23 protein-coding genes, 1 tRNA gene and 1 pseudogene are annotated in these 21080 nt (G+C 66.5%); 9 read left to right on the plus strand and 16 right to left on the minus strand.

Annotation, left to right across the window (positions count from 1 at the left end; all coding sequences use genetic code 11):
* Nucleotides 1–8: 8 nt before the first annotated feature.
* Nucleotides 9–98: transfer RNA gene (locus ACW176_RS11370), tRNA-Ser, on the minus strand.
* A gap of 152 nt (nucleotides 99–250) precedes the next feature.
* Here ACW176_RS11370 and msrA point away from each other — a divergent pair.
* Together msrA and ACW176_RS11380 are read left to right on the plus strand one after the other, a co-directional pair.
* Nucleotides 251–904 (plus strand): peptide-methionine (S)-S-oxide reductase MsrA, encoded by a 654-nt coding sequence (gene msrA, locus ACW176_RS11375; RefSeq protein WP_492109208.1) that lies wholly within the window; start codon nucleotides 251–253, stop codon nucleotides 902–904.
* On the plus strand, nucleotides 901–1251 hold the full coding sequence (locus ACW176_RS11380; RefSeq protein ID WP_492056803.1) for an MmcQ/YjbR family DNA-binding protein: 351 nt from the start codon (nucleotides 901–903) through the stop codon (nucleotides 1249–1251). Before msrA ends, ACW176_RS11380 begins: the two co-directional genes overlap by 4 nt.
* Here the strand turns inward: ACW176_RS11380 and ACW176_RS11385 are convergent.
* The 4 genes from ACW176_RS11385 to ACW176_RS11400 all read right to left on the minus strand — a co-directional run bounded on the left by ACW176_RS11385 (nucleotide 1248) and on the right by ACW176_RS11400 (nucleotide 4067).
* Nucleotides 1248–1997 carry a DUF599 domain-containing protein gene (locus tag ACW176_RS11385; protein WP_492109209.1) on the minus strand — a complete coding sequence of 250 codons (750 nt, stop codon included), beginning with the start codon at nucleotides 1995–1997 and terminating at the stop codon, nucleotides 1248–1250. The two genes, ACW176_RS11380 and ACW176_RS11385, sit on opposite strands and share 4 nt — an antisense overlap.
* Before the next feature lie 39 nt (nucleotides 1998–2036).
* Entirely contained in the window at nucleotides 2037–3341 is a 1305-nt protein-coding gene (locus ACW176_RS11390; RefSeq protein ID WP_492109210.1) for an MFS transporter, read from the minus strand.
* Between the two features lie 86 nt (nucleotides 3342–3427).
* Nucleotides 3428–3583 (minus strand): DUF3309 family protein, encoded by a 156-nt coding sequence (locus tag ACW176_RS11395; protein WP_492056806.1) that lies wholly within the window; start codon nucleotides 3581–3583, stop codon nucleotides 3428–3430.
* A gap of 100 nt (nucleotides 3584–3683) precedes the next feature.
* On the minus strand, nucleotides 3684–4067 hold the full coding sequence (locus ACW176_RS11400) for a DUF983 domain-containing protein (RefSeq protein WP_492109211.1): 384 nt from the start codon (nucleotides 4065–4067) through the stop codon (nucleotides 3684–3686).
* Between the two features lie 257 nt (nucleotides 4068–4324).
* Here ACW176_RS11400 and ACW176_RS11405 point away from each other — a divergent pair, with 257 nt between their 5' ends.
* On the plus strand, nucleotides 4325–4480 hold the full coding sequence (locus ACW176_RS11405; RefSeq protein WP_419320659.1) for a hypothetical protein: 156 nt from the start codon (nucleotides 4325–4327) through the stop codon (nucleotides 4478–4480).
* A 5-nt stretch (nucleotides 4481–4485) separates the two neighbouring features.
* Here the strand turns inward: ACW176_RS11405 and ACW176_RS11410 are convergent, their stop codons facing one another.
* Both ACW176_RS11410 and ACW176_RS11415 read right to left on the minus strand, forming a co-directional pair.
* Nucleotides 4486–4623, minus strand: a complete 138-nt coding sequence (locus ACW176_RS11410) for an entericidin A/B family lipoprotein (protein ID WP_492056807.1) — start codon at nucleotides 4621–4623, stop codon at nucleotides 4486–4488.
* A gap of 81 nt (nucleotides 4624–4704) precedes the next feature.
* Nucleotides 4705–5310, minus strand: coding sequence for a beta/gamma-crystallin (locus ACW176_RS11415; RefSeq protein WP_492109212.1), 606 nt, complete (start codon nucleotides 5308–5310; stop codon nucleotides 4705–4707).
* A gap of 1081 nt (nucleotides 5311–6391) precedes the next feature.
* Here ACW176_RS11415 and ACW176_RS11420 point away from each other — a divergent pair.
* Complete coding sequence (locus ACW176_RS11420) at nucleotides 6392–7357, plus strand: DUF2971 domain-containing protein (protein ID WP_492109213.1); 966 nt, start codon at nucleotides 6392–6394, stop codon at nucleotides 7355–7357.
* Between the two features lie 40 nt (nucleotides 7358–7397).
* Here ACW176_RS11420 and ACW176_RS11425 read toward each other — a convergent pair whose 3' ends face one another.
* Nucleotides 7398–9500 carry an acylase gene (locus tag ACW176_RS11425; protein ID WP_492109214.1) on the minus strand — a complete coding sequence of 701 codons (2103 nt, stop codon included), beginning with the start codon at nucleotides 9498–9500 and terminating at the stop codon, nucleotides 7398–7400.
* A gap of 170 nt (nucleotides 9501–9670) precedes the next feature.
* Between ACW176_RS11425 and ACW176_RS11430 the strand changes: the two genes are divergently transcribed.
* Nucleotides 9671–10426, plus strand: coding sequence for a class I SAM-dependent methyltransferase (locus ACW176_RS11430; protein WP_492109215.1), 756 nt, complete (start codon nucleotides 9671–9673; stop codon nucleotides 10424–10426).
* Here ACW176_RS11430 and ACW176_RS11435 read toward each other — a convergent pair.
* Both ACW176_RS11435 and ACW176_RS11440 read right to left on the minus strand, forming a co-directional pair.
* Nucleotides 10423–11043: a glutathione S-transferase family protein gene (locus ACW176_RS11435; RefSeq protein WP_492109216.1), complete on the minus strand. Its 621-nt coding sequence runs from the start codon at nucleotides 11041–11043 to the stop codon at nucleotides 10423–10425. The two genes, ACW176_RS11430 and ACW176_RS11435, sit on opposite strands and share 4 nt — an antisense overlap.
* Nucleotides 11044–11046: 3 nt before the next feature.
* Complete coding sequence (locus tag ACW176_RS11440) at nucleotides 11047–11214, minus strand: hypothetical protein (protein WP_419255815.1); 168 nt, start codon at nucleotides 11212–11214, stop codon at nucleotides 11047–11049.
* Between the two features lie 81 nt (nucleotides 11215–11295).
* On the opposite strand from ACW176_RS11440, the gene ACW176_RS11445 reads away from it, so the two are divergent.
* Both ACW176_RS11445 and ACW176_RS11450 read left to right on the plus strand, forming a co-directional pair.
* On the plus strand, nucleotides 11296–11832 hold the full coding sequence (locus tag ACW176_RS11445) for a hypothetical protein (RefSeq protein WP_492109217.1): 537 nt from the start codon (nucleotides 11296–11298) through the stop codon (nucleotides 11830–11832).
* 53 nt (nucleotides 11833–11885) lie between these two features.
* The gene (locus tag ACW176_RS11450; protein ID WP_492109218.1) at nucleotides 11886–12710 is read left to right on the plus strand and encodes a protein NO VEIN domain-containing protein; all 825 of its coding nucleotides are present in this window, start codon (nucleotides 11886–11888) and stop codon (nucleotides 12708–12710) included.
* On the opposite strand, the gene ACW176_RS11455 is transcribed toward ACW176_RS11450, so the two are convergent.
* The gene (locus tag ACW176_RS11455; protein WP_492109219.1) at nucleotides 12707–14314 is read right to left on the minus strand and encodes a GMC family oxidoreductase; all 1608 of its coding nucleotides are present in this window, start codon (nucleotides 14312–14314) and stop codon (nucleotides 12707–12709) included. The genes ACW176_RS11450 and ACW176_RS11455 overlap by 4 nt on opposite strands.
* A gap of 200 nt (nucleotides 14315–14514) precedes the next feature.
* Between ACW176_RS11455 and ACW176_RS11460 the strand changes: the two genes are divergently transcribed.
* Nucleotides 14515–14994, plus strand: coding sequence for a hypothetical protein (locus ACW176_RS11460; RefSeq protein ID WP_492109220.1), 480 nt, complete (start codon nucleotides 14515–14517; stop codon nucleotides 14992–14994).
* Nucleotides 14995–15099: 105 nt separating this feature from the next.
* On the opposite strand, the pseudogene ACW176_RS11465 reads toward ACW176_RS11460, so the two are convergent.
* The 3 genes and pseudogenes from ACW176_RS11465 to lepA form a co-directional block, all read right to left on the minus strand.
* Nucleotides 15100–15438 (minus strand): annotated as a pseudogene (locus ACW176_RS11465) (hypothetical protein); the annotation flags it as partial.
* A 300-nt stretch (nucleotides 15439–15738) separates the two neighbouring features.
* Nucleotides 15739–16551 carry a hypothetical protein gene (locus tag ACW176_RS11470; RefSeq protein WP_492109221.1) on the minus strand — a complete coding sequence of 271 codons (813 nt, stop codon included), beginning with the start codon at nucleotides 16549–16551 and terminating at the stop codon, nucleotides 15739–15741.
* A 444-nt stretch (nucleotides 16552–16995) separates the two neighbouring features.
* The gene (gene lepA, locus ACW176_RS11475; protein ID WP_492109222.1) at nucleotides 16996–18804 is read right to left on the minus strand and encodes a translation elongation factor 4; all 1809 of its coding nucleotides are present in this window, start codon (nucleotides 18802–18804) and stop codon (nucleotides 16996–16998) included.
* A 243-nt stretch (nucleotides 18805–19047) separates the two neighbouring features.
* On the opposite strand from lepA, the gene ACW176_RS11480 reads away from it, so the two are divergent.
* On the plus strand, nucleotides 19048–19590 hold the full coding sequence (locus tag ACW176_RS11480; RefSeq protein ID WP_419321423.1) for a DUF1134 domain-containing protein: 543 nt from the start codon (nucleotides 19048–19050) through the stop codon (nucleotides 19588–19590).
* Between the two features lie 19 nt (nucleotides 19591–19609).
* On the opposite strand, the gene ACW176_RS11485 is transcribed toward ACW176_RS11480, so the two are convergent.
* Nucleotides 19610–20407, minus strand: a complete 798-nt coding sequence (locus tag ACW176_RS11485; RefSeq protein ID WP_492109223.1) for a transglutaminase-like domain-containing protein — start codon at nucleotides 20405–20407, stop codon at nucleotides 19610–19612.
* A 134-nt stretch (nucleotides 20408–20541) separates the two neighbouring features.
* Nucleotides 20542–21069 carry a TIGR00645 family protein gene (locus tag ACW176_RS11490; protein WP_492109224.1) on the minus strand — a complete coding sequence of 176 codons (528 nt, stop codon included), beginning with the start codon at nucleotides 21067–21069 and terminating at the stop codon, nucleotides 20542–20544.
* Between the last annotated feature and the right edge of the window lie 11 nt (nucleotides 21070–21080).

The following is a 21080-nucleotide window of genomic DNA, read 5'->3' on the forward strand; positions in this document are numbered from 1 at the left end:
GGGGTGCGTGGCGGTGAGAGAGGGATTCGAACCCTCGTTAGGCTTTCACCTAAACACGCTTTCCAAGCGTGCGCCATCAACCACTCGGCCACCTCACCATGCGCAAGGAATCGGGAGCGGTTGAGGCCCCCCTTCGCAGGAAGGCGCGCAATATACTCATGGGGCTTTCCGGGGCAAGCGCTCATGAGGGATGAAATGTGCGACGGGAGCACATATATCGGCTGAGACCCTTTCCCGCCGAGGCCCCGCCATGCTGTTCGCCAAGAAGTCCCTGGATCTGCCGACCGTCGACAGCGCCCTGCCGGGCCGCGAGGCGGCGATCCCGACCGCGCAGACCCACTTCATCAATGGCCATGCGCTGAAGGGGCCCTATCCCGACGGCATGGAGACGGCCGTGTTCGCCATGGGCTGTTTCTGGGGCGTGGAGCGGATCTTCTGGAAGGTCCCTGGCGTGTATGTGACCGCGGCCGGCTATGCGGCGGGTGTGACGCCCAATCCGACCTATCAGGAAGTGTGCAGCGGCGGCACCGGTCATACCGAGGTGGTGCTGGTGGTGTTTGATCCCAAGGCGGTCAGCTACGAGACCCTGCTCAAGACCTTCTGGGAGAACCATGATCCCACCCAGGGCATGCGCCAGGGCAATGACATCGGCACCCAGTATCGCTCGGGCATCTATGTCACCAGCGACAGTCAGGCCGCTGCGGCCGCCGCGTCGAAGGAAACCTATGGCCAGGCCCTGGCCGGCAAGGGTCTTGGGGCGATCACCACCGAGATCGCCGCCGCCGGGCCGTTCTATTTCGCCGAGGACTATCACCAGCAGTACCTGGCCAAGAACCCGGGCGGCTATTGCGGCATCGGCGGCACCGGCGTGACCTGCCCGATCGGTGTGGGCGTCGAGGCTTGAGCCCTGAAGATTTCGACCACGCCTGTCGAGCCCTGCCGGCCGTGACCATGGACAGGCCCTGGGGCTCCGATCAGGTCTACAAGGTCGGCGGCAAGATGTTTGCGGTGATCGGCGACGCGGTCGCGCAGGGCGGCGTGTCGTTCAAGGTCTCCGACGTTGCCTTCGAGGTTCTGATCGAGACCGGTCGGGCGATCCCCGCCCCGTATCTGGCCCGCGCCAAATGGGTGAAGTTTCACGACCTTGGCGCGCTGGATGACGCGGAGGTCGCCGATTGGCTGAAATCCGCCCATGGTCTGGTCGCGGCCAGGCTGACGAAAAAGGTCCGGGCCGAACTTGGCCTGGCCTAAATTGTATCGACCGGCGGGTCTTTCTCGGCGTGCTTCAGATGTGGACCGTGCACCACCGGCTGACGTTCCAGGATCTGTCTGACCTTGCGCACCGCCGATGAGGCCCGGCTGCGGCGCTGACGCCAGAGCAGCAGGGCCAGGGCGCCCAGGGTGGCGGCGATGAAGGCGTAGGGTCCCAGCAACCAGGCGGCCCCGGCCAGGGCGAAATAATAGCCGCGCACCCCGGCGTTGAAGGCCGACAGGGCCGGGTTCAGGATGCCGCCCGTGGCCTCGGCATATTCCGCCAGGGTCGAGGGCGAGGCCCACATCGGCGTGGCCCCGATAGCGGCCAGGCAGTAGTTCATCTGACGAATGGCCCAGATAAAGTCGAGCAGGCCGCGCGCCAGGGCAAACAGCACCAGACCCAGCTTGAGCTCGAACAGGGTCTGGGTGGCCGGGGCCAGAACGGCCAGGCCTTCAATGCTCTTCAGCGCCGTGTCGCCGCCAAACAGCACCCCCGCCGCCGCCGCGATCAGGATCAGGTTGGACGAGGCGAAAAAGCTGGCCGAGTTGATGGCGTGGCCCAGCAGCTGGCCATCCAGCAGGGCGATCTCGCGCACCGCCATCTCCTGCATCCAGCGCCGCCGGATGACCGTCATGTCGGTATTGATCAGGTTGCCGCCTTCGCCCAGCCGCTTGAGCAGCGGCTCATAGAACAGCCAGGCGAACATGAAGAGGGCGAGAGCGGCGATGTCGATGATCGGCATGACGGGAGTCTATGGCTGGAGCGGATTCGACGAAAGAACTCAGTCCTCAAGAATTCGGCTGTGCTTGCCGCTGTCGCGCAGGGCCAGGGCGATCAGCGCGCCCATCGCCATCATGGCCGCCAGATAGATGTAGAAGCCGCTCTCCATGCCGATGCTCTTGAACCACAGGGCGACGAACTCGGCCGTGCCGCCGAACACCGCATTGCCGAGGGCGTAGGGCAGGGCGACGCCCAGGGCGCGGACATGGGTTGGGAACAGCTCGGCCTTCACCACGGCGCTGATCGACGTATAGGCCGACTGCACCACCAGGGCGGCGAAGATCAGCAGGAAGGCCACAACCGGGTCGGTCGCGCCGGCCACCAGGGTGAAGATCGGCCAGGCGATCACCGCGCCGACCGAGAAGGCAAAGACCAGCATGCGCCGTCGGCCCAGCCGGTCGGACATCCAGCCAAACAACGGCTGGATCAGCATGAAGCCCACCAGGGTGGCCAGGTTCACGGCCCCGGCCACCTCCTTGGTGAAGCCGGTCGTGTTGGTCAGGAACTTCAGCATGTAGGTCGTGTAGGCATAGAAGGCGAGCGAGCCGGCGGCGGTCAGGCCGATGATGGCGAAGGCCTCGCGGGGATGCTCGGTGAACATCGCCAGGGTGTTGGCCTTGGGCGCGCCCGCAGCCTTGGCGTTGGTGTAGGACTGCGACTCCTCCAGCCCGCTGCGGATCCAGAACACGACCACCGCCAGGGCGGCGCCGATGAAGAACGGGATGCGCCAGCCCCAGGCCGAAAGTTCCGCAGGCTCCAGCGCATTCTGCAGGATCACCAGCACCAGGGCCGCAACCAGCTGGCCCATGATCAGGGTCACGTACTGGAAGCTGGACCAGAAGCCGCGGCGCTTCTTGCCGGCCATCTCGCTCATATAGGTGGCGCTGGCGCCGTATTCGCCGCCGACCGACAGGCCCTGCAGCACGCGGGCGGCCAGCAGTATGGCGGGGGCGGCGGCGCCGATCTGGTCGAAGCCGGGGGTGATGGCGATGATCAGCGAGCCCAGGCTCATCAGGCCCACGGCCAGGGTCAGGGCGGCGCGGCGGCCGGCGCGGTCGGCATACAGGCCCATCAGCCAGGCCCCGACCGGACGGGCCAGAAAGCCCACGGCGAACACGGCGGCGGTCTTCATGAACTGGGCGGTCTGGTCGCCGTCCGGGAAGAAGACCTTGGCGAAATAGATCGAGAAGGCGGCGTAGGCGAACCAGTCGTACCATTCGACCAGATTACCGGCCGACCCGCCGAGGATGGCGCGAGCCCGGGTCATGGGACTCATCGGTGTCGCCTCGGCGGCTTGCGTCGTCATGCCCAGATTCCCCCTAGTGTCGCGGGGACCTTAGGCGAAGGCAAAGCCGGACGCCAACCGCTGTTCGGCGGCGTCCGGCGATGGCTTTAGAGGCGTCCCAGCAGGACCAGGATGATCAGGATCACCAGGACCAGGCCCAGGCCGCCGCTGGGGAAATAGCCCCACGACTTGCTGTGGCCCCAGGTCGGCAGGGCGCCGATCAGGGCCAGGATCAGGATGATGATGAGGATCGTGCCGAGCATGTCCGTTCTCCCGACACCGCGACCGTCGGCTTCAGCGCCGGGTCACCGTGTCGGAGGGAGAATGTATGGCGCCGCTTGTCGGTTCCGGTGAAGGTCGCGCTCAGTCGCCCGGCGCGTCCTGGGCCTTGCGCAGCTTGATGGCCCACAGCGCGCCGATCACCGCGCCCTTGACCCGCGGCAACAGCACCAGGGTCAGGGCGGCCAGCGGCAGCACCGTCAGCGGCAGCACGATCCCCACCGGGGCCTTCCAGATGAACGGGAACAGCAGCAGCGGGGCCACGAACAGGTGGCCGATGATCAGGATGGTGAAATAGGCCGGGCCGTCATCGGCGGGATAGTCGGCCAGGTCGTGGCCGCAGACCTCGCACTCGGGATCAACCTTCAGATAGCGCATGTACAGACGCCCGTCGCCGCAGTTGGGGCAGCGGTGCAGGAGGCCTCGCTTGAGGCCGGTCAGGAAACTGGGGGCGGGTGTGCTCGACATGTCCGCAATATGCGCCCCCTGCGCGTGAGTTTAAAGAGTGACCTAGCGACGCATCGCTTAGTTAATTGGGGCTGAATATCGACATTATCAAGTATCGATATGGTCCAGTTCCTAACACGATCTGAACAAAATTGACGAGATCGGTATTTTGACTGTTCAGATCCTTGGTCGGTGGTCGGGGGTTTGCGAGCGTCCGGCGGCAACCCAAGCGATGGCTGCACGTTTCCACGGCGTGCTTGAAACGGAGTCAAACCGACATGCCGCAAGATGTCCCTCCCGCGCCGCCGCAGAACGATCACCCGCCCGCCGCCTCCCGCGCCGAACAGGCGGCGCGCCGGGCGACCGACCAGGAGATCGCGCCGCACGAAAAACAGGCCATCGCCATCGAGACGTCCCGCCAGGAAGACGCCTGACGCCGCTACTTCTTGACGTCGCGCGCGGTGTCGGTGACCGCGCGGCCGGCGGCCGAGACGTCCTTGCCCACGCCTTCGATGGTGTTGCAGGCCGAAACCAGCAGGGCGGCCGCCGCGGCGGCCAGGACGACGATCTTGCGCATGGTGAAGCTCCGTAAAATGGCGCGGGACCTTAGCCATGGCGCGCGCCGCCCATCAAGAGCGGCGCGGCCGACCGCAGGCCCTTAGCGCACCCGGCGGATCGAGCTGACGCGGTCGTTCAGGTTGCGATCAAACAGGCCTTCGTCGCGCGTCAGGATCCAGCAGCGGCCCTGATAGTTGGTATGCTCGCAGAGCTCCCATTCGCCGCGCATCACCTTGATCGACGAGGCGACGTCGTTGAACTTGATGGCCGTCAGGTCGGGCATGTCGCCGCGCACCTCATAGGCGGCGCCCTCATAGCCGGCGTGTTCGAACAGCACCGCGTCGGCGCGATAGGGGGAGCCGCCACCGCCCGGGCGTCCGCCGCCGCCGCCGGGGAAGCCGCCGCCACCACTGCCACCGCCGCCGCCCACCAGGCTCTGGCAGATCAGCCGGCCGTCGCCGGCATTGGCCAGGCCCTGGCTGTTGCAGTCGCGCAGATGGGCGCCGGTCCAGGTCCAGCGGCCGTCCTTCGTCTGGCAGCGCGCATAGACGTTGCCGCTGAAGGTCGTGATCTCGCGGCAGCTCTGCACATAGGAGCCGCGCGGCGGCTCCTGGTAAGGGCCGTTCCAGCTGGGCGCCTGGGCCTGGGCGGCCGCGCCGATGCAGGAGGCGACGCCAAAGGCGATCAGGCTGATGGTCTTGTGCATTGCGGTTTCCCCACGCTTTGAACTTTATGCCGCCAGGCTAGGCCGTGCGGCTGAACCGTAGCTGAACGCCAGACGGGCGTTGCTGGCAAGGCCTCGGCGGACACGGCCTGGCGCCCTCGCGCGGAAGCCGCCGAGTTGATGGAAAGGGTCGCGGAGCGTCCGGACCACGTCCGGATGAGAAATAGAGAATACCGTTTCGACGAAGTCGTCCGCTCCGCGTGATCGTTTTCCGTCAGCGTCCCAGCGGGTGGCCCAGTTGGGGCCTTACCGGAACTCGCCTGTCGGGTTTCCCCGGCAGAACGAAGGTCGGGGGGCGTGGGGCCAATTCTGACCAACACTCGCCTTGATCCCCATCCACGCCGACGGCGGGCGGGTCCTGCAACGCCAGGATCCCCGGACACGCTTCAGTATCCCCCTGAAGCCCAGTCCCGCTCGATCACCCCCCGCCGCCGCAATGGTCGCTGGCCTTGCGCCCTTTCCTCGCGACGAGGTGGGATGATTATGCGGCAGGTTTCAGCGCGTCTGACGGGTGCGATCAGGTTTTTTACAAGCGGTTGAATTCGCAAAGGTTTGATCTGGGAGGTGCGGGGATAAAGTACGGCCAATCCCCATAATCAACCGTCATTCCCGCCCTTGTGGCGGGAACCCCTCTGTCCGCCGCAGGTGCGGTAGGGGCGAAGTGCGCGCGCACTTCGCTGGCGCTTCACGGGTCAGCTGAAACAGGGGTTCCCGCCACAAGGGCGGGAATGACGGTGATTTATTGGAAAGGCCCCCCCTTCGCGCCGAAGGGAGCCCTCCTTAAATCTCACGGCGAGACGATCGCCGGTCTGTCCAGGTTGCTCAAGGCCGGCCCCTGCGGGGCCGCCGCGACGCGGCCGCCGGAGGCGGGCCTTGACCAACCTGGACAGGCCGGCACGCTGCAGCCTCCAGGAGATTTAAGGATGAGCGGGACGCGGGGCGTCCGCTTTTGGACGCAAAAGGGTAGGTCATTTCGGTCGGATCGTGACGAGGCATCAGCCCATGAAGCCGAAGCTCTGCTATATAGTGACGACGGCATCCTGAAGATTGAAGAAAACGCTCAATGAACCAAGCGCCCGACTTGCCCGATCTCCTTAATCGCCTCTTTTCGCCGCGACATTTTGAGGTTTTGGGAGGCCTAGATCTCAGCCATCAGCGGCTCGTTCACTACACTTCTGCGGAAAACGGTCTCAAGATTATAAATGGGCGCGAAGTGTGGATGCGGCATTCGTCGGTGATGAATGATTTTTCGGAGATGGAGCATGGAGCGCAATGCCTTGCCGGAGCATGGCATTCAGAGCGAGGGGAGCGCTTCCAAGAATGGCTGAACCAACTCCTGGAGGGATTGAGCGACCGGCTCGCCGCAAGCTTCGACCGTGATCAGCTATCAATCAAGAATGACACATATCTGACTTCGGTTTCGCTCCACGAAACTGGGTTGGAAGATCTGTATGGGCGCTTGTCGATGTGGCGCGCCTATGGAGGGAAAAGCGGTGTTGCGCTGGTAATGCGCCCAACGGCATTCCACTCCGAAACGGATTTGCTGGGAGCTTACTCTTACCCTGTGACCTACCAAGATCCCGCTCAGTTTTTGGCGTGGTTTAGCGTATGGGCCGACGTTTTGGCCGCCTATACCGATGAATTGAAAGGCGTTGAGAATGAAACATTGGAATGGCACCTCAATCACGCGTTCCGAATGTTTGTCCTATGCACCAAACATCCAGGATTTCACGAAGAGAAAGAGTGGAGAGTGTTCCACACGCCTATATTTGATGGCGGTGCTGACAAGGCAGTAAAAAAATCCTTTGAGACGATCAATGGAATACCGCAGCCAGTTTTCAAAATTCCGTTGGATCCAACACTCGGTGTTCCAGGCCTTGGCCTCAGCGAGTTGATAGATCGAGTGATCATAGGTCCGACACAGCACGCGACTCCTATTGCCTTGGCATACGCAGAAGCCCTGGCGAGGGCAGGGATCGACGATCCCTACAAGATTATAGCTATATCAAATATACCATTAAGACATTGATTTATATAAAACTTCTCATGCGTGAATGTCTGCCTTCCCCCTACCGCCCCCCCGGTCGGTAATCCTCCCGCACATTCCCCCTCAGCTGCGCCTCGGTGAACAGCACCGGCCTGGTCTTCATGGCCACGAACAGCGGCGTCTGGTCCGCATAGTGCTTTGACCCCGCATCCAGGGTCGCCGAGCCGAACTGGTGGATGCTGTCGGACGACAGTTTCCCGTTCCGGTCCCAGGTGACGAACATGATGAAGGTGTCGCCGCCGTCGGCGGTCGTCGTGCCGTCCTTCTGCGGGATGCCCCACACCGAGCGATAGGTGTCAGCGGCGCCGTCGATGGGCAGATCAACCTTGCCGCGGCGGATGCGGTTGACCTGGCCCCATTCGGGATCAAGCCGGCCAAAATGGGTCTTCAGGGTGGTGATGGCCGTCTTCAGCGTGTCCATCGGGTCGGGCTCGGCCTCGCCGCTGGTGCGGGCGAAGAGGATCGGCTGGCTCATCAGCGCCGCCAGGGCCGCGCCGCGATTCTTGGCGTCGGTGCGGCGGTCCCAGCCCTTCAGGATCGCCTGGGCGGCGGCCAGGTCCTTGTCGCCCTTGGGATCGACGGCGGTGACCGTCTCGATCATCGCCGCCACGCTGGAGCGCTGGCTATAGGTCAGGTCGTACTTGTAGCGACGGAAGCTCTCGTCGGTGATCGCCGCATCGACCCCGACCGTCTCCTGCACCCGCAGGGCGCGGTTGGTCATGTTGGTCTGCAGGCCCATCGCGGCGGGGAAGTCGGCGGGCTTTAGGTTATCGGCCGGGGCGCTGGCCTCGAACGGGCTGTTGTTGGAGTTGAACACAAAGCCTGACTTGGGATTCCACAGCTGCGGGCTCTGCTCCACCGGGCGATAGCCCTGCCAGATCAGGTCGGAGCGGTCGCCGGGCAGCATATTGGCCCAGTCGGCCTGCGCCGTGCGGTTGGGATACTGGCCGTTGTGGACGAAGCCGATGTTTCCGGCCGCGTCGCCATACACATAGTTGAGGCTGGGCAGGGCGTGGGTGGCGATGGCCGCGCGCCATTCGGCCAGGTTGGTCGCCTTGCCCAGCTTCCAGTACTGCACCGGCTGGCGGTACTCGCCCATGCCGGCATAGCGGATGGCGAAGACGCCGGCCTTGGTCTCCAGCACCGGGCCGTGCACCGAGCGCAGCACCGCCTTGCGCACCGGCAGCACGATGGGGCCCCACAGCTTGACGCGCAGGATGGCGGTGGACATCTCGAAGTCGCGCCAGGCGCCGTCCAGCCGGTACTGGTTCTTGTCCTGCGGATTGATCGTCAGGCGGTAGGTGTCGACCAGGTCGGGCTTGGAGACTGTATTGGCCCAGCCCAGGGTGGCGTTGTGGCCATGCAGCATGAACGGCGAGCCGGGGAAGAAGCCGCCGGCCACGTGCCAGCCCTGACCGCTCTGCACCACGGCCTCGTACCAGGCCACCGGGCCGGTATAGGGCTGGTGCGAATTGACCAGCAGACGGGTGGCGCCGTCGGCGTTGCGCGACGGGGCGATGGCCAGGCCGTTGGAGCCTTTGGGCGGGGGAGGGGGCGCGTCCGGCGCGGTGAGCTTCTTCAGCTCGCCGTCCAGGCCGTAGAAGAACGGCTGCTTGAAGACAAAGCCCGCCGCGATGTCCTTGCCGGTGACCGGCAGCAGGCCGGGCGTCACGACCTCGGGGTGCAGGGCGGCATAGTGATTGACCCCGTCGGCATAGGCCTGCAGCACGGCCCGCAGCTCGGCGGGCAGCTTGCTGTAGTTGGCGTCGACTGTCGGCCAGACGCCCAGCAGCGAGACCACATAGTCGGTCGGCGCGGCCGAGGCGCCTTGGGTGCGGGCCAGCACGCCGCGGGTGGCCAGGGTCACGTCGCGCAGGGTGGGAAAGTCGTCCTCGCTCTGGGCGAAGCCCAGGCCATAGGCGGCGTCGGCGTCGGTCTTGCCCAGGATGTGGGGAACGCCCCATTCGTCGCGGCGGATGCGGACCTCATAGCGCTGGCCGGCCGCGATCAGGGCCGCCTTGTCCGGCGCCTTGGGCAGGCTGGCCCGGTCGACGACGATCAGGGTGACGGCCGCCAGCACCACAAGCGCCAGCAGTCCGCCGATCCCGCGCAGGATCCACCGCATTCAAGCCTCCCCGACTTTTTTCGTTGCCGCGATCATGGGGGCAAGCGGCCGGGTAGGGGAAGGGCGACGTGGCGGAAGGGGTGGGGGCTTGTTACCGAGAATTCACGAGAACGGCGTTCGGTGAAGTGTCACAACCGGCTGCCGCTTCGGAAAATCAGGGAGATCGACGCATGATCCGCAAGTCCATGGCTTCCGCCCTCGCAGCGCTGGCCGTCAGCGCCGCCGCCGGCGCCGCCTTCGCCCAGGTTCCCGCCAACATCACCGCCGCCGTCGCCAGTCCGGCCCGTCCGGCCGAGGACAGCGCCCGTGACGCGGCCCGCCATCCCGGCGAGATCCTGGCCTTCGCCGGGGTGAAGCCTGGCGACACGGTCGTCGATTTCATCATGGGGGGCGGTTATTTCACCCGCATCCTGTCGGGCGCGGTCGGCAGCTCGGGCACGGTCTATGCCTATCAGCCGGCCGAGTTCATCCAGTTTTCGGCCAAGTATGGCGAGAACCTCAAGGCCGTCTCGGCGGCCCTGCCCAACGCCAAGGCGCTGGACGGCAGCGTCATCGCCCTGGACCTGCCCGACAATCTGGACCTGGTCTTCACCGTCCAGAACTATCACGACCTGCACCTGAAGCCCTTCCCTGTGGCCACGGCCGCAACCGTCAATGCCGAGGTCTTCAAGTCGCTGAAGCCGGGCGGCGTCTTCCTGATCGTCGACCATGCGGCCGCCGCAGGTTCGGGGATCACGGCCGCCGACAGCCTGCACCGTATCGACGTCGCCGCCGTCAAGGCCGAGGTCGAGGCCGCCGGCTTCAAGCTGGAGGCTGAAAGCCCGCTGCTGCGCGACGCCAGCGACCCGCACACGGCCAACGTCTTCGACCCGGCCATTCGCGGCAAGACCGATCAGTTCATCCTGAAGTTCCGCAAGCCCGGCTAGGGCACGTCCTGGCGAGCGTGGGGCAGGAACGCGCCGCGCTCGCCCAAGCGGGCGTAATAGGCGCGCACCGCCGGCAGGTCGGCGTGGTCGATCGGTGTCGCCGCCCAGCGGTGGGTCGACAGGCCCAGCACCACATCGGCCAGGGTGAAGGTCTCGCCGGCCGCATAGGCGCCGGTGGTCTCCAGCCGGCGCTCCAGAAGCGTCATGGCCCCGTTCCACGCCGCCGTGCTGGCCGCGATGCTGGCCGGATCGTCAAAGCCCGGCGCCTTGCGGCCCAGGGCCAGGAAGGCGTAGCGCCAGGCGCCGTTCAGCTCGGTGGCCTGCCAGTCCATCCACTGCTCCACCCCGGCCCGGCCGCGCGGATCGGCGGGCAGCAGGGCGCCGTCGCCATGGCGGTGGGCCAGATAGCGGCAGATGGTGTTGCTCTCCCACAGCGGCCCCTGGTCGTCGACCAGCACCGGGATCAGGCCATTGGGGTTGAGCGCCAGGAACGCAGGATCGTCAGTGGGCGCAAAGCCTGCGCCCCAGTCCTCGCGCTGATAGGCCAGGCTTAGCTCGTCCAGCGTCCACAGCACCTTGCGGACATTGATCGACGAGGTTCGGCCCAGCACGCGCACCGGCTAGCGGCTCATCCAGGGCTTGGACTTGCCGGCCTGCACGCCGGCGGCCTGCTCGCGCTGGAACTTGCCGCCGCGCGGCGGCTTGGGCTTGGCGTCGATGGCGGCCTTCTTCAGGCGCAGGGCGCGCTGGATCGGGGTTTCGTTGGAAAGGTCGGGCGTATCGGTCATGACGGCGCCTATAGCACAATCTGCGGCGGGGAGGCGCGCATCCGCCTTGAGAACGCCGCGCTTGGCGGTCAAGCTGGCTGAATGATCCTTCGCGCCCTCGCCCTGACCGTTCTTCTCGCCAGCGCCGCCGGCGCGACCGCCCAGGTCCGCGACGAGCCCACGGCCGTCTCGCCGGTCACGGTGATGCCGCCGACCCTGCCGCCCAGGGTGGTGGCCACCTATCCGGCCCAGGGCGAGACCATCGCCCCCGGCGTGCTGATCGTGAAGGTCGCCTTCGACCAGCAGATGAACCCCAGGGCCTGGAACTATGGCGTCGCGGAGGGCGGCGAGCCGCCCGAATGCATCAAGACCCCCCGGCTGCTCAACGACCAGAAGACCTTCGTCCTGCTGTGCCGGGTGCTGTCCAACCGCACCTACAGGGTCGCCCTCAATGGCGAGCGGGCCGGGGGCTTCGCCAATCTCGGCGACAACCCCGCCGAGCCCCTGGTCCTGACCTTCCAGGTGGTGCGCGGCGAGCCGGTCACCTCGATCGCCCGCGCCCTGAAGGCGGCGGGCCTGAAGTCCGACGAGGAACCCATCGCCGAGGCGCCCAAGCTGCCGGTTCGACCTGCGCCTTAACTCAGGGCCAAGCTGTTGTGGCGCGACGCCCGCGCCTGAGGCATCGTCGCCGCGTGAGCGATGAGACACACAAGACCGGAGACTGGACCGAGGCCGACCTGGACCTCGTGGTCGGCGACTATTTTGTCATGCTGGCCAAGCAGTTAGCCGGCCAGGAGGTCAAGGCCGCCGGCCACCAGCGCGCCCTGCGATTCGTCACCGGCCGTCCCGGCGGAGCCATCGAGTTTCGCCAGCGCAACATCTCGGCCGCCCTCAGCCTGATCGGCGTGCCGATCCTGAAGGACTTCGCCCCGCGCTGGAAACTGCATGACCAGCTGATCGACGCCGTCGACCGCCAGCTTTCCGCCCGGCCCACCCTGATCGCCGCCGCCATGCGTCCGTCGGTGTTGTTCACGGCCCGCGAGCCGCTGCATCTGGTCGAGGGACCGCCGCCCGCCTTCGAGCCCGAACAGCTGCAGCCCAGCCCCCGCGCCGAACAGCTGATCGCCAAGTTCGACCCCGCCGGCCGCGACCACGCCAACAGCCTGCTGGCCGAAGCCGGCCGCGCCGCCGTCCTGGCCTTCGAGCAGCGCCGCCTGCGCGAGCACGGCCGGGCCGACCTGGCCGACCAGGTCCGCCCGGCCCGGCCGCCCGTCGACCTTGCCGGCCACGACATCCTCAGCTTCAAGCCCACCGGCGAAGAGCGCCTGATCGTGGTCAAGACCACCACCGGCGGCGTCGGCACGCCCATGGCCCTGACCGACGCCGAAGACGCCCTGTGGACCTCCCGCCCCGACGTCTTCCGCCTGTATCGCCTCTACGACCTGGGCCGCGAGCTGAGGTTCTACAAGCTGCGCCCGCCCCAAGCCGCCCCGCCTGTCGAGGCCGAAGCCGTCTAGCGGGCGTCCTCCAGGATCATCCGCGCGGCCTTTTCGGCGATCATCAGGGTGGGCGAGTTGGTATTGCCCGAGACGATGGTCGGCATCACCGAGGCGTCGGCGACCCGCAGGCCCGCCACTCCCAGCACCCGCAGGCGCGCATCGACCACGGCCGTTGGATCGGCGGCCAGGCCCATCTTCGCCGTCCCCACGGGGTGGAAGATCGTCGTGCCCAGCTGCCGCGCCGCCGCCAGCAGTCCGGCGTCGTCATCGACCGCCGGCCCCGGGCTCATCTCATCGGGGCCATAGCAGGCCAGCGGCGGCTGGGCGACGATGCGGCGGATCAGGCGCAGGGAGTCGACGGCTACCCGCTCGTCCTGCGCCGTCGACAGATAGTTGGGCTGGATCAACGGCGCGGCGGCCGGATCAGGACTGCCCGCATGGATGCTCCCCCGGCTGGAGGGCCGCAGGTTGCAGACGCTGATGGTGATGGCCGGGAACCGGTGCAGCGGCTCGCCGAACCGGTCCAGCGACAGCGGCTGGACGTGGAACTGCACATTGGGCGTCGCGTAGTCGGAGGAGGTTTTGGCGAAGGCTCCCATGTGCGACGGCGCCATCGACATCGGCCCGCGCCGCAGCAGCGCATATTCCAGCGCCATCAGGGGGCGCCGCCACAGCGAGGCATAGTGGGCATTGAGGGTCGCCACGCCCCTGACGCGATAGATCGGCCGGATCTGCAGATGGTCCTGCAGGTTCTCGCCCACGCCCGGCAGGTGGCGATGGACGCTCAGCCCCAGGGCCGCCAGCCGGGCTCCATCGCCGACGCCCGACAGCTCCAGCAGGTGAGGGCTGTTCACCGCCCCGGCGGTCAGCACCACCTCGCCGCGACAACGCGCCTCGCGAGCCTCCCCGCCCTCTGTCCAGGCCACGCCCACGGCCCGGCCGTTTTCAAGGATCACCCGGTCGGCCCGCGCCCCGGTGCGCAGCTCCAGATTGGATCGCGACAGCACGGGTTTCAGAAACCCCCGCGCCGCGCTCCACCGCAGGCCCGCCCGCTGGTTGACGTTGAAATAGCCCGAGCCGGTATTGTCGCCGCCGTTGAAGTCGGGGCTGACGGGAATGCCTTCCAGCGCCGCCGCCTTGGCAAACGCGTCCAGCACCTTCCAGCGCATGCGCGGATGCTCCACCCGCCACTCGCCGCCCGACTGGTGATGCTCCGAAGGCGGCGCGATGTGGTCTTCCTGGGCCTTGAACAGCGGCAGGACGTCGTCCCACCCCCAGCCGGCCAGACCCCGCCGCCGCCAGCCGTCATAGTCGGCCGCCTGGCCGCGCATATAGATCATCGCGTTGATCGCCGAAGATCCGCCGATCACCTTGCCGCGCGGATAGGCCAGGCTGCGGCCGTCCAGCCCCGGCACCGGCTCTGTCCGATACATCCAGTCCGAGCGCGGATTGCCGATCGCGAACAGATAGCCGACCGGGATGTGGAACCAGATCCAGTTGTCGCGATCCCCGGCCTCCAGCACCAGCACCCGCCGCTGCGGATCGGCCGACAGCCGGTTGGCCAGCACGCAGCCGGCCGACCCCGCGCCGACGATGATGTAGTCATAGGTCTCGACCGCCACGGACTTGTCCCTCCCGTTGCCGGCAGTCGTGCCGCGATTTGAGCGCGGGCGCCAGCGGTCTGGACCCGGTCGCCGCCCGGTGGGCCTGCCTCCGACCCGGCAGATTGGCCCGATCTTGGGTGTGGCCGGATAAACGGCTAGGTTGCCGCCACCATTGACCCTAGGGTCGTGGGCAGTGGCTCCCGTGCGTGAGGTTGGCGATGTTCCTGCTTTTGCTTGCCCTGGCGCAAGGCCCTGCGCCGCAGGAGGCTCAGGCCGCTCTCCAGTCCTGCGAGATGACGGCCAAGGGCTGGGTGTGCCACTACCAGATCCCGTCGGTGACCGTGGTCCGCCCGATCGACGCGCCTTCGACCGACTCCACACCAGGCGAGGCAGCAAGCGCCGCGCCGCCGGCCAGTGCGGTCGCCCGGCCGTCCGCCGACACTGTCGAAAGCGCCGAGGCCGTGCGGCGGGCCCGGCTGATCGCCAAATGCGCCGACCCGTCCTGGCTGTCTCTTTGTCTGCCGGCCGATCGCCGCGCAGCGCGGGTCCTGCGCGAGGAGGCCCAGGCTGCGGCGGCTCTGCGTGGCCGGGTCACGGCCCTGCTCAGCGAATCGCGGTGCGACGAGGCGGTCAAGACGGCCCTGGCCGGTGGCGACATGGCCCTGGCCCGCGAGGCCCGCGACTTCTGCAAGCCCTGATCCCAGTCCTGTTTCCCGTCCTGATCCGGGCGGTTGCGGCCAGAAAAAAAGGCGGGGTGTGAACCCCGCCTTTTCCAGTTCTGAATGCTGTTAGCCCTGCCGCCCTTAGGGGCGGACAGGTGCGCAGCGCACGCCGTCGGGGCAGCCGGTGAAGTGGATCTCGGGCGCATCGACCGTGACGGCCGACGGGCGAACATGCACTTCCGGACGATGCAGATAGATCTGCGGCGCGGCGATGCGGATCGGCGGGGCGTCGACATAGACCGGCGGGCCCTGGATATCGATGCGGCCCGACGGCACGACCACCGGCTCGCCATAGACCCGAACGCCCGGCGCCGAGACGCGGATGTCGCCATAGGAAGAGGTCGGGCCATAGAAGACCACGGCCCGGGTGCACAGGCAGTCGATCGCAGGCATCGGCGACGGCGGCATCGGCGGCGACGGACGACGATAGTCTTCCGCGGCCGTGGCCGATCCGACGACAGCGCTGGCGCTCAGCATGGCCAGCAGGCCAGCGGCAAGTTTCAACTTCATTCCAGATCCCCTCATGAGCCCATCGACCCCGTTACATCCCGTCGCCCATGCTCCGGACCCTGCGTGGAAACCGGTCCGGAGGAGAAGCAGGTTAACCTTAACCGAACGCGGGTCGATGGTGTCGTGGTTTTCAACCCGCAGGGGAACATATTCTCACCCTGCGCAGGATCGGGCGTGCGTTCGCCGTCCCACGGACAGCCGAAAGCGCCTTCAGGTCCCGTGGCGGGCCGGCGAGGAGCCCGGGTCGCAGGTAATCTCGCGCCATTCAAAGCGGGCCGGGCTGATCAGTCGCTGGCTGACCACATTGCGATAGAGCACCGGGCTGTCATAGGTTTCGACCCGTGACGGGGTCACCAGAACCCGCACAGCCACCGAGCGATACTGGGCGGGGATTTCGCGGCGCGTCTCATAGCTTTCGCGGTCGATCACCTGACGAGTCACGGTCCGGATCTCGGCCGGCTCGCGGACCCGCACCTGACGGGCCGGGCTGACCATGACCTGCCGGGTCTCCAGGCGATATTCCGCCGGCACCTCGACCAGGCACAGGACCTCGCCGGTCGGGCTCATCATGGTCCGGCCCGGGGCGGTCTCGCGCCGGTCCAGCAGCATGCCGCGCCGCCACTCGGTATAGGCCTCACGCACCAGAACCTGCTCGGTCACGGTCTCATAGACGGCCGGAACGGTCTCGATCCGGATCGATTCGGGCCGGACCACGACGGTTTCGGTGACCGTCCGCCAGGTGGCGGGCACGGTGACCAGTTCCGTCCGCGCCGGCGTGACCAGCTCCTGGCGTTCCTCAAGGCGATACACGGCCGGGATGATCCGGCTTTCGGTGCGGCTGGGCCGGTCGATCAGCTGCTCGACATAGGATTCGTAACGGGCCGGCGACATGACCTTTTCATAGCACTTGCCGGGCTGGGGATTGGGCGGGCAGTCATCGCCGCTGCCGGCCTGGCTGATATCCGCGCCGAGCACCGCCATCATCGCCAGGCTCGCCGCCGAGGCCCGCCACATCCCGCTCAACCTGCCCACCCGAACCCGACTCCCGCTACGCGCATTAACCAGAGCCATTCAACACGGTCTGGGCGAAGCCGGCCCGGACTTTCTGCTCAGACGGGAAAAACGGCGGGGAAGGGTGGACTGGCCTGGGAAGACTTCATCGGGACGCCGGGCGCCAGACGGGGATTGCGGTGACCGTGCCGTCGGTTCCCGCCATACGCCCTCGGCGACGCCCACAGGCAGCGCGCTCGGTGTCGGTTTGGGGCTTTGTCACCGTAGTGCCAGGTTCGGTGAAGGCGTCAGATGCAGGGCTCAGCGACGCTTCCCTTCTCCCCTTGCGGGAGAAGGTGTCAGCGAAGCTGACGGATGAGGGGTTGATCGCCCTCTCAGGAAGGGTCCGAGCGACCCCTCACCCGACCCCGGCCTTCGCCGGGGCCACCCTCTCCCGCAAGGGGAGAGGGAAGAGGATCAATCCTCGTCCATCTTCAGCGCCGCGATGAACGCTTCCTGCGGGATCTCGACCTTGCCGAACTGGCGCATGCGCTTCTTGCCGGCCTTTTGCTTGTCCAGCAGCTTGCGCTTACGCGAGGCGTCGCCGCCGTAGCACTTGGCGGTGACGTCCTTGCGCAGGGCGCGGACGGTTTCGCGGGCGATGATCTTGCCGCCGATGGCCGCCTGGATCGGGATGACGAACATGTGCTGGGGGATGAGCTCCTTCATCTTCTCGCACATGCCCCGGCCCCGGCCCTCGGCGCGGTCGCGGTGGACCAGCATGGAGAGGGCGTCGACGGGCTCGGCATTGACCAGGATCGACATCTTGACCAGGTCGCCCTGGCGGTAGTCCTCGACCTGGTAGTCGAAGCTGGCATAGCCCTTGGAGATCGACTTCAGGCGGTCATAGAAGTCGAAGACCACCTCGTTGAGCGGCAGGTCGTAGATGACCATGGCGCGGTTGCCGACATAGGACAGTTCGCGCTGCTGGCCGCGGCGGTCCTGGCACAGCTTGATCACGCCGCCCAGATACTCGTCGGGGGTGAAGATGGTGGCCTTGATCCAGGGCTCGCTGATGCTCTCGATGTGCATCGGGTCGGGCAGGTCGGCGGGGTTGTGCAGCTCGATCTCCGAGCCGTCGCGCATGTGGATCTTGTAGACCACCGAGGGGGCGGTCGCGATCAGATCAAGGTCGAACTCGCGGGAGAGGCGCTCCTGGATGATCTCCAGGTGCAGCAGGCCCAGGAACCCGCAGCGGAAGCCAAAGCCCAGGGCGGCGCTGCTCTCCATCTCGTAGGTGAAGCTGCCGTCGTTCAGGCGCAGGCGGCCGACGGCGGCGCGCAGGTCTTCAAAGTCGGCGGCGTCGACCGGGAACAGGCCGCAGAACACCACGGGCTGCACGTCCTTGAAGCCGGGCAGGGCCTTGTCGGTGGGCTTCTTCTCGTCGGTAATGGTGTCGCCGACGGCGGCGTCGGCCACTTCCTTGATCTGGGCGGTGATGAAGCCGATCTCGCCGGGGCCCAGGCTCTCGACGGGGGTGTTTTTGGGCTTGAAGACGCCGACCCGGTCGATCAGGTGGGTCGAGCCGTGCTGCATCATCTTGATCTTCATGCCGGCCTTCAGGCGGCCGTCGATGACGCGCACCAGCACCACCACGCCCAGATAGGCGTCGTACCAGGCGTCGACCAGCAGGGCCTTGAGCGGCGCGTTCTCGTCGCCCTTGGGCGGCGGCAGGCGGGTGACCACGGCTTCGAGCACGTCGTGGATGCCCAGGCCCGACTTGGCGCTGCACAGCACCGCTTCGCTGGCGTCCAGACCGATCAGGTCCTCGATCTGGGCGCGCACGCGCTCGGGCTCGGCGGCGGGCAGGTCGATCTTGTTGAGGACCGGGACGATCTCGTGATTGTTGTCGATGGCCGAATAGACATTGGCCAGGGTCTGGGCTTCCACGCCCTGGCTGGCGTCGACGACCAGGATCGAGCCTTCGCAGGCGGCCAGGCTGCGGCTGACTTCATAGGCGAAGTCGACGTGGCCGGGGGTGTCCATCAGGTTGAGGATATAGGTCTCGCCGTCATCGGCCTTGTATTCCAGACGCACGGTCTGGGCCTTGATGGTGATGCCGCGTTCCTTCTCGATGTCCATGTTGTCGAGAACCTGCGCGGTCATCTCGCGCGCGGTCAGGCCGCCGGTCTCCTGGATCAGGCGATCTGACAGCGTGGACTTGCCGTGGTCGATATGGGCCACGATTGAAAAATTTCTGATCTTGTCGAGCGGCGTAGAGGTCATGCGCCCGCGTCTAGCACATTTGGGCCGCTTCGCGAGAGGGCGATGCGCCCTCCAGGCGGCCGGTTTTCCTCATGCTTAACCGAACCTTAAAGCCGGTGGCCGCAAACCGGTCCCAATGGGCTGCGACAGTAGCGCAACGATATTTCTGAAGGGGCCGTCATGGACCGTCGCAAGTTGATCCTCTCGGGCGCAGCCACCCTCGGCGCGAGCGCGGGGGCGTCCAGCGTCTTCGCCCAGGACACGATGGCCCAGGACGTGGCCTCCAGCGGCACGACCACCCCGGCCTATGACACCGGTTCGGCCCAGACCTATTCGGCCGACGAGATGATCCGGGCCACGTCCGACTTCCTGGGCGTCACGGCCGAAAGCGCCGGCGCCGCCATCGAGAAGGTGTTCCGCGAAAAGGGCCAGCCCACCGGCTACATCGCGGGCGAGGAAGGTTCGGGCGCCATCGCCCTCGGCCTGCGCTATGGCCGGGGCCTGCTCTACATGAAGGGCCGGCCGACCCAGGAAACCTTCTGGCAGGGCCCCTCGGTGGGCTGGGACTGGGGCGGCAACGCCAGCCGGGTCTTCACCCTCTGCTATAACCTGCAATACCCCGAGGCGATCTTCCGCCGCTTCCCCGGCGTAGAGGGCACCGCCTATCTGATCGGCGGCCTGGGCGTGAACTATCAGAAGGCCGACGATATCACCCTGGCCCCGATCCGCGCGGGCGTGGGTCTGCGGCTGGGGGCCAATATCGGCTATCTCGGCTACAGCCGCAAACGCCGGCTCATGCCCTTTTAGGACACGGCGGCTGGCGGCTTCACGCCGCCGCCGGCTCCCGTAACCGCTCGCGCACGCGCACAGACTGCCGCGTCATGGTTGCCCGGCCGAAGATGGTCAGAAAGGCAATGTCGGCGGCGTCGCGGCCCTCACCGATGCGGATGAGGGTTTCAGGACACGCCCGACCGGTCGGATCGACCAGCCGCCAGCGACCGCCGACATACACCTCGATCACGGCATGGAAGTCCTGTGGCTCAAGTCCCACGGCATAGGCGCTGACCATGCGGGCCGGGATGTCGCTGGCCCGGCACAGGGCTGCGGCTATGTGGGCATAGTCACGGCACACGCCTTGCCGGTTCATGTAGGCGTTCATCGCCGTCGTGGTCGAGGTGCTCGTGCCCCAGCGATAGGTCAGGGCGCCGCGCAGCCAGTCGATAATCGCCACCACCTTGTCGCCGCCCTGCAAGGGGCCGAAATCGCAGGCCGCGATCTGTTCGAAGAGGTCGGATTCGATGTAGCGGCTGGCGCGCAGGAAGGGCAGAACCTCGACCGGCAGGCTGGCGATGGCGTGCTGGGCCGCACCGGCCAGACCATCGTCGCGCGGGGTCAGGTCGACCGTCGCCAGATAGGTGATTTGCAGCGGACCCTGGTGGGTGAAAACGACCCGCCGCTCGCCGGTGGCGGAGTCATCCAGCCGTGACCAGGCGATGGGCGGATCCAGGACCAGGCTCTCGGTGACGATCGTCTGTCCGGGCGACAGGGCGACTTCCAGATGCAGGAGCGACTCGACCTCACCGATGAAGTCGTAGTCCAGGCGTGCCTCGACATGCAGACGCATGGCGTCTCCTTTTCGAACCGGCCCCATCCAGATTGGCGACGGTGGTGGATGAATCCCACTGGCGAATTCGCCTGGAGTGTGTCGCTCAGAGTTCGGTCGGCTGGCTTAACCGAAGACGCCCAGGATTGCGCGCCCTAATGACCGGAGACCTTGCTGTTGAGCCAGTCCATCAGGGCCAGCAGCACACCCGAAACCACGAAGGACAGGTGGACGATCACCAGCCACAGCAGGCGGGGCTCGTCCAGGGGCGTGCCGGGTTCGCTGAGTTTCAGGAAGGCCTTGAGCAGGGCGATGGCCGAGATCGCCACGATCGAGGCGATCAGCTTCATCTTCAGGCCCGAGAAGTCGACCGTGCCCATCCAGTCGGGACGATCTTCGTGCGAGGCGGTATCGATCTTGGAGACGAAGTTCTCGTAGCCGGACAGGGTGACGATCACCAGCAGGTTGGCCGCCAGCGACAGGTCGATCAGCGTCAGAGCCATCAGGATGGCGTCTTCCGGCGTCATCGACAGCACGTTGGGCAGTTCCCGGAACAGTTCCTGGAAGAACACGACCAGCATCGCCGCCAGGGTGATGACCAGACCCACATAGAACGGCGCCATCAACCAGCGTGATGCGAAGAGGCCTCGCTCCAGCATCGTTTCCAGCCGGGGCTTTTTCATTCGGCGAATCC

The sequence above is a fragment of the Caulobacter sp. FV1ye13L genome, from assembly GCF_058681155.1.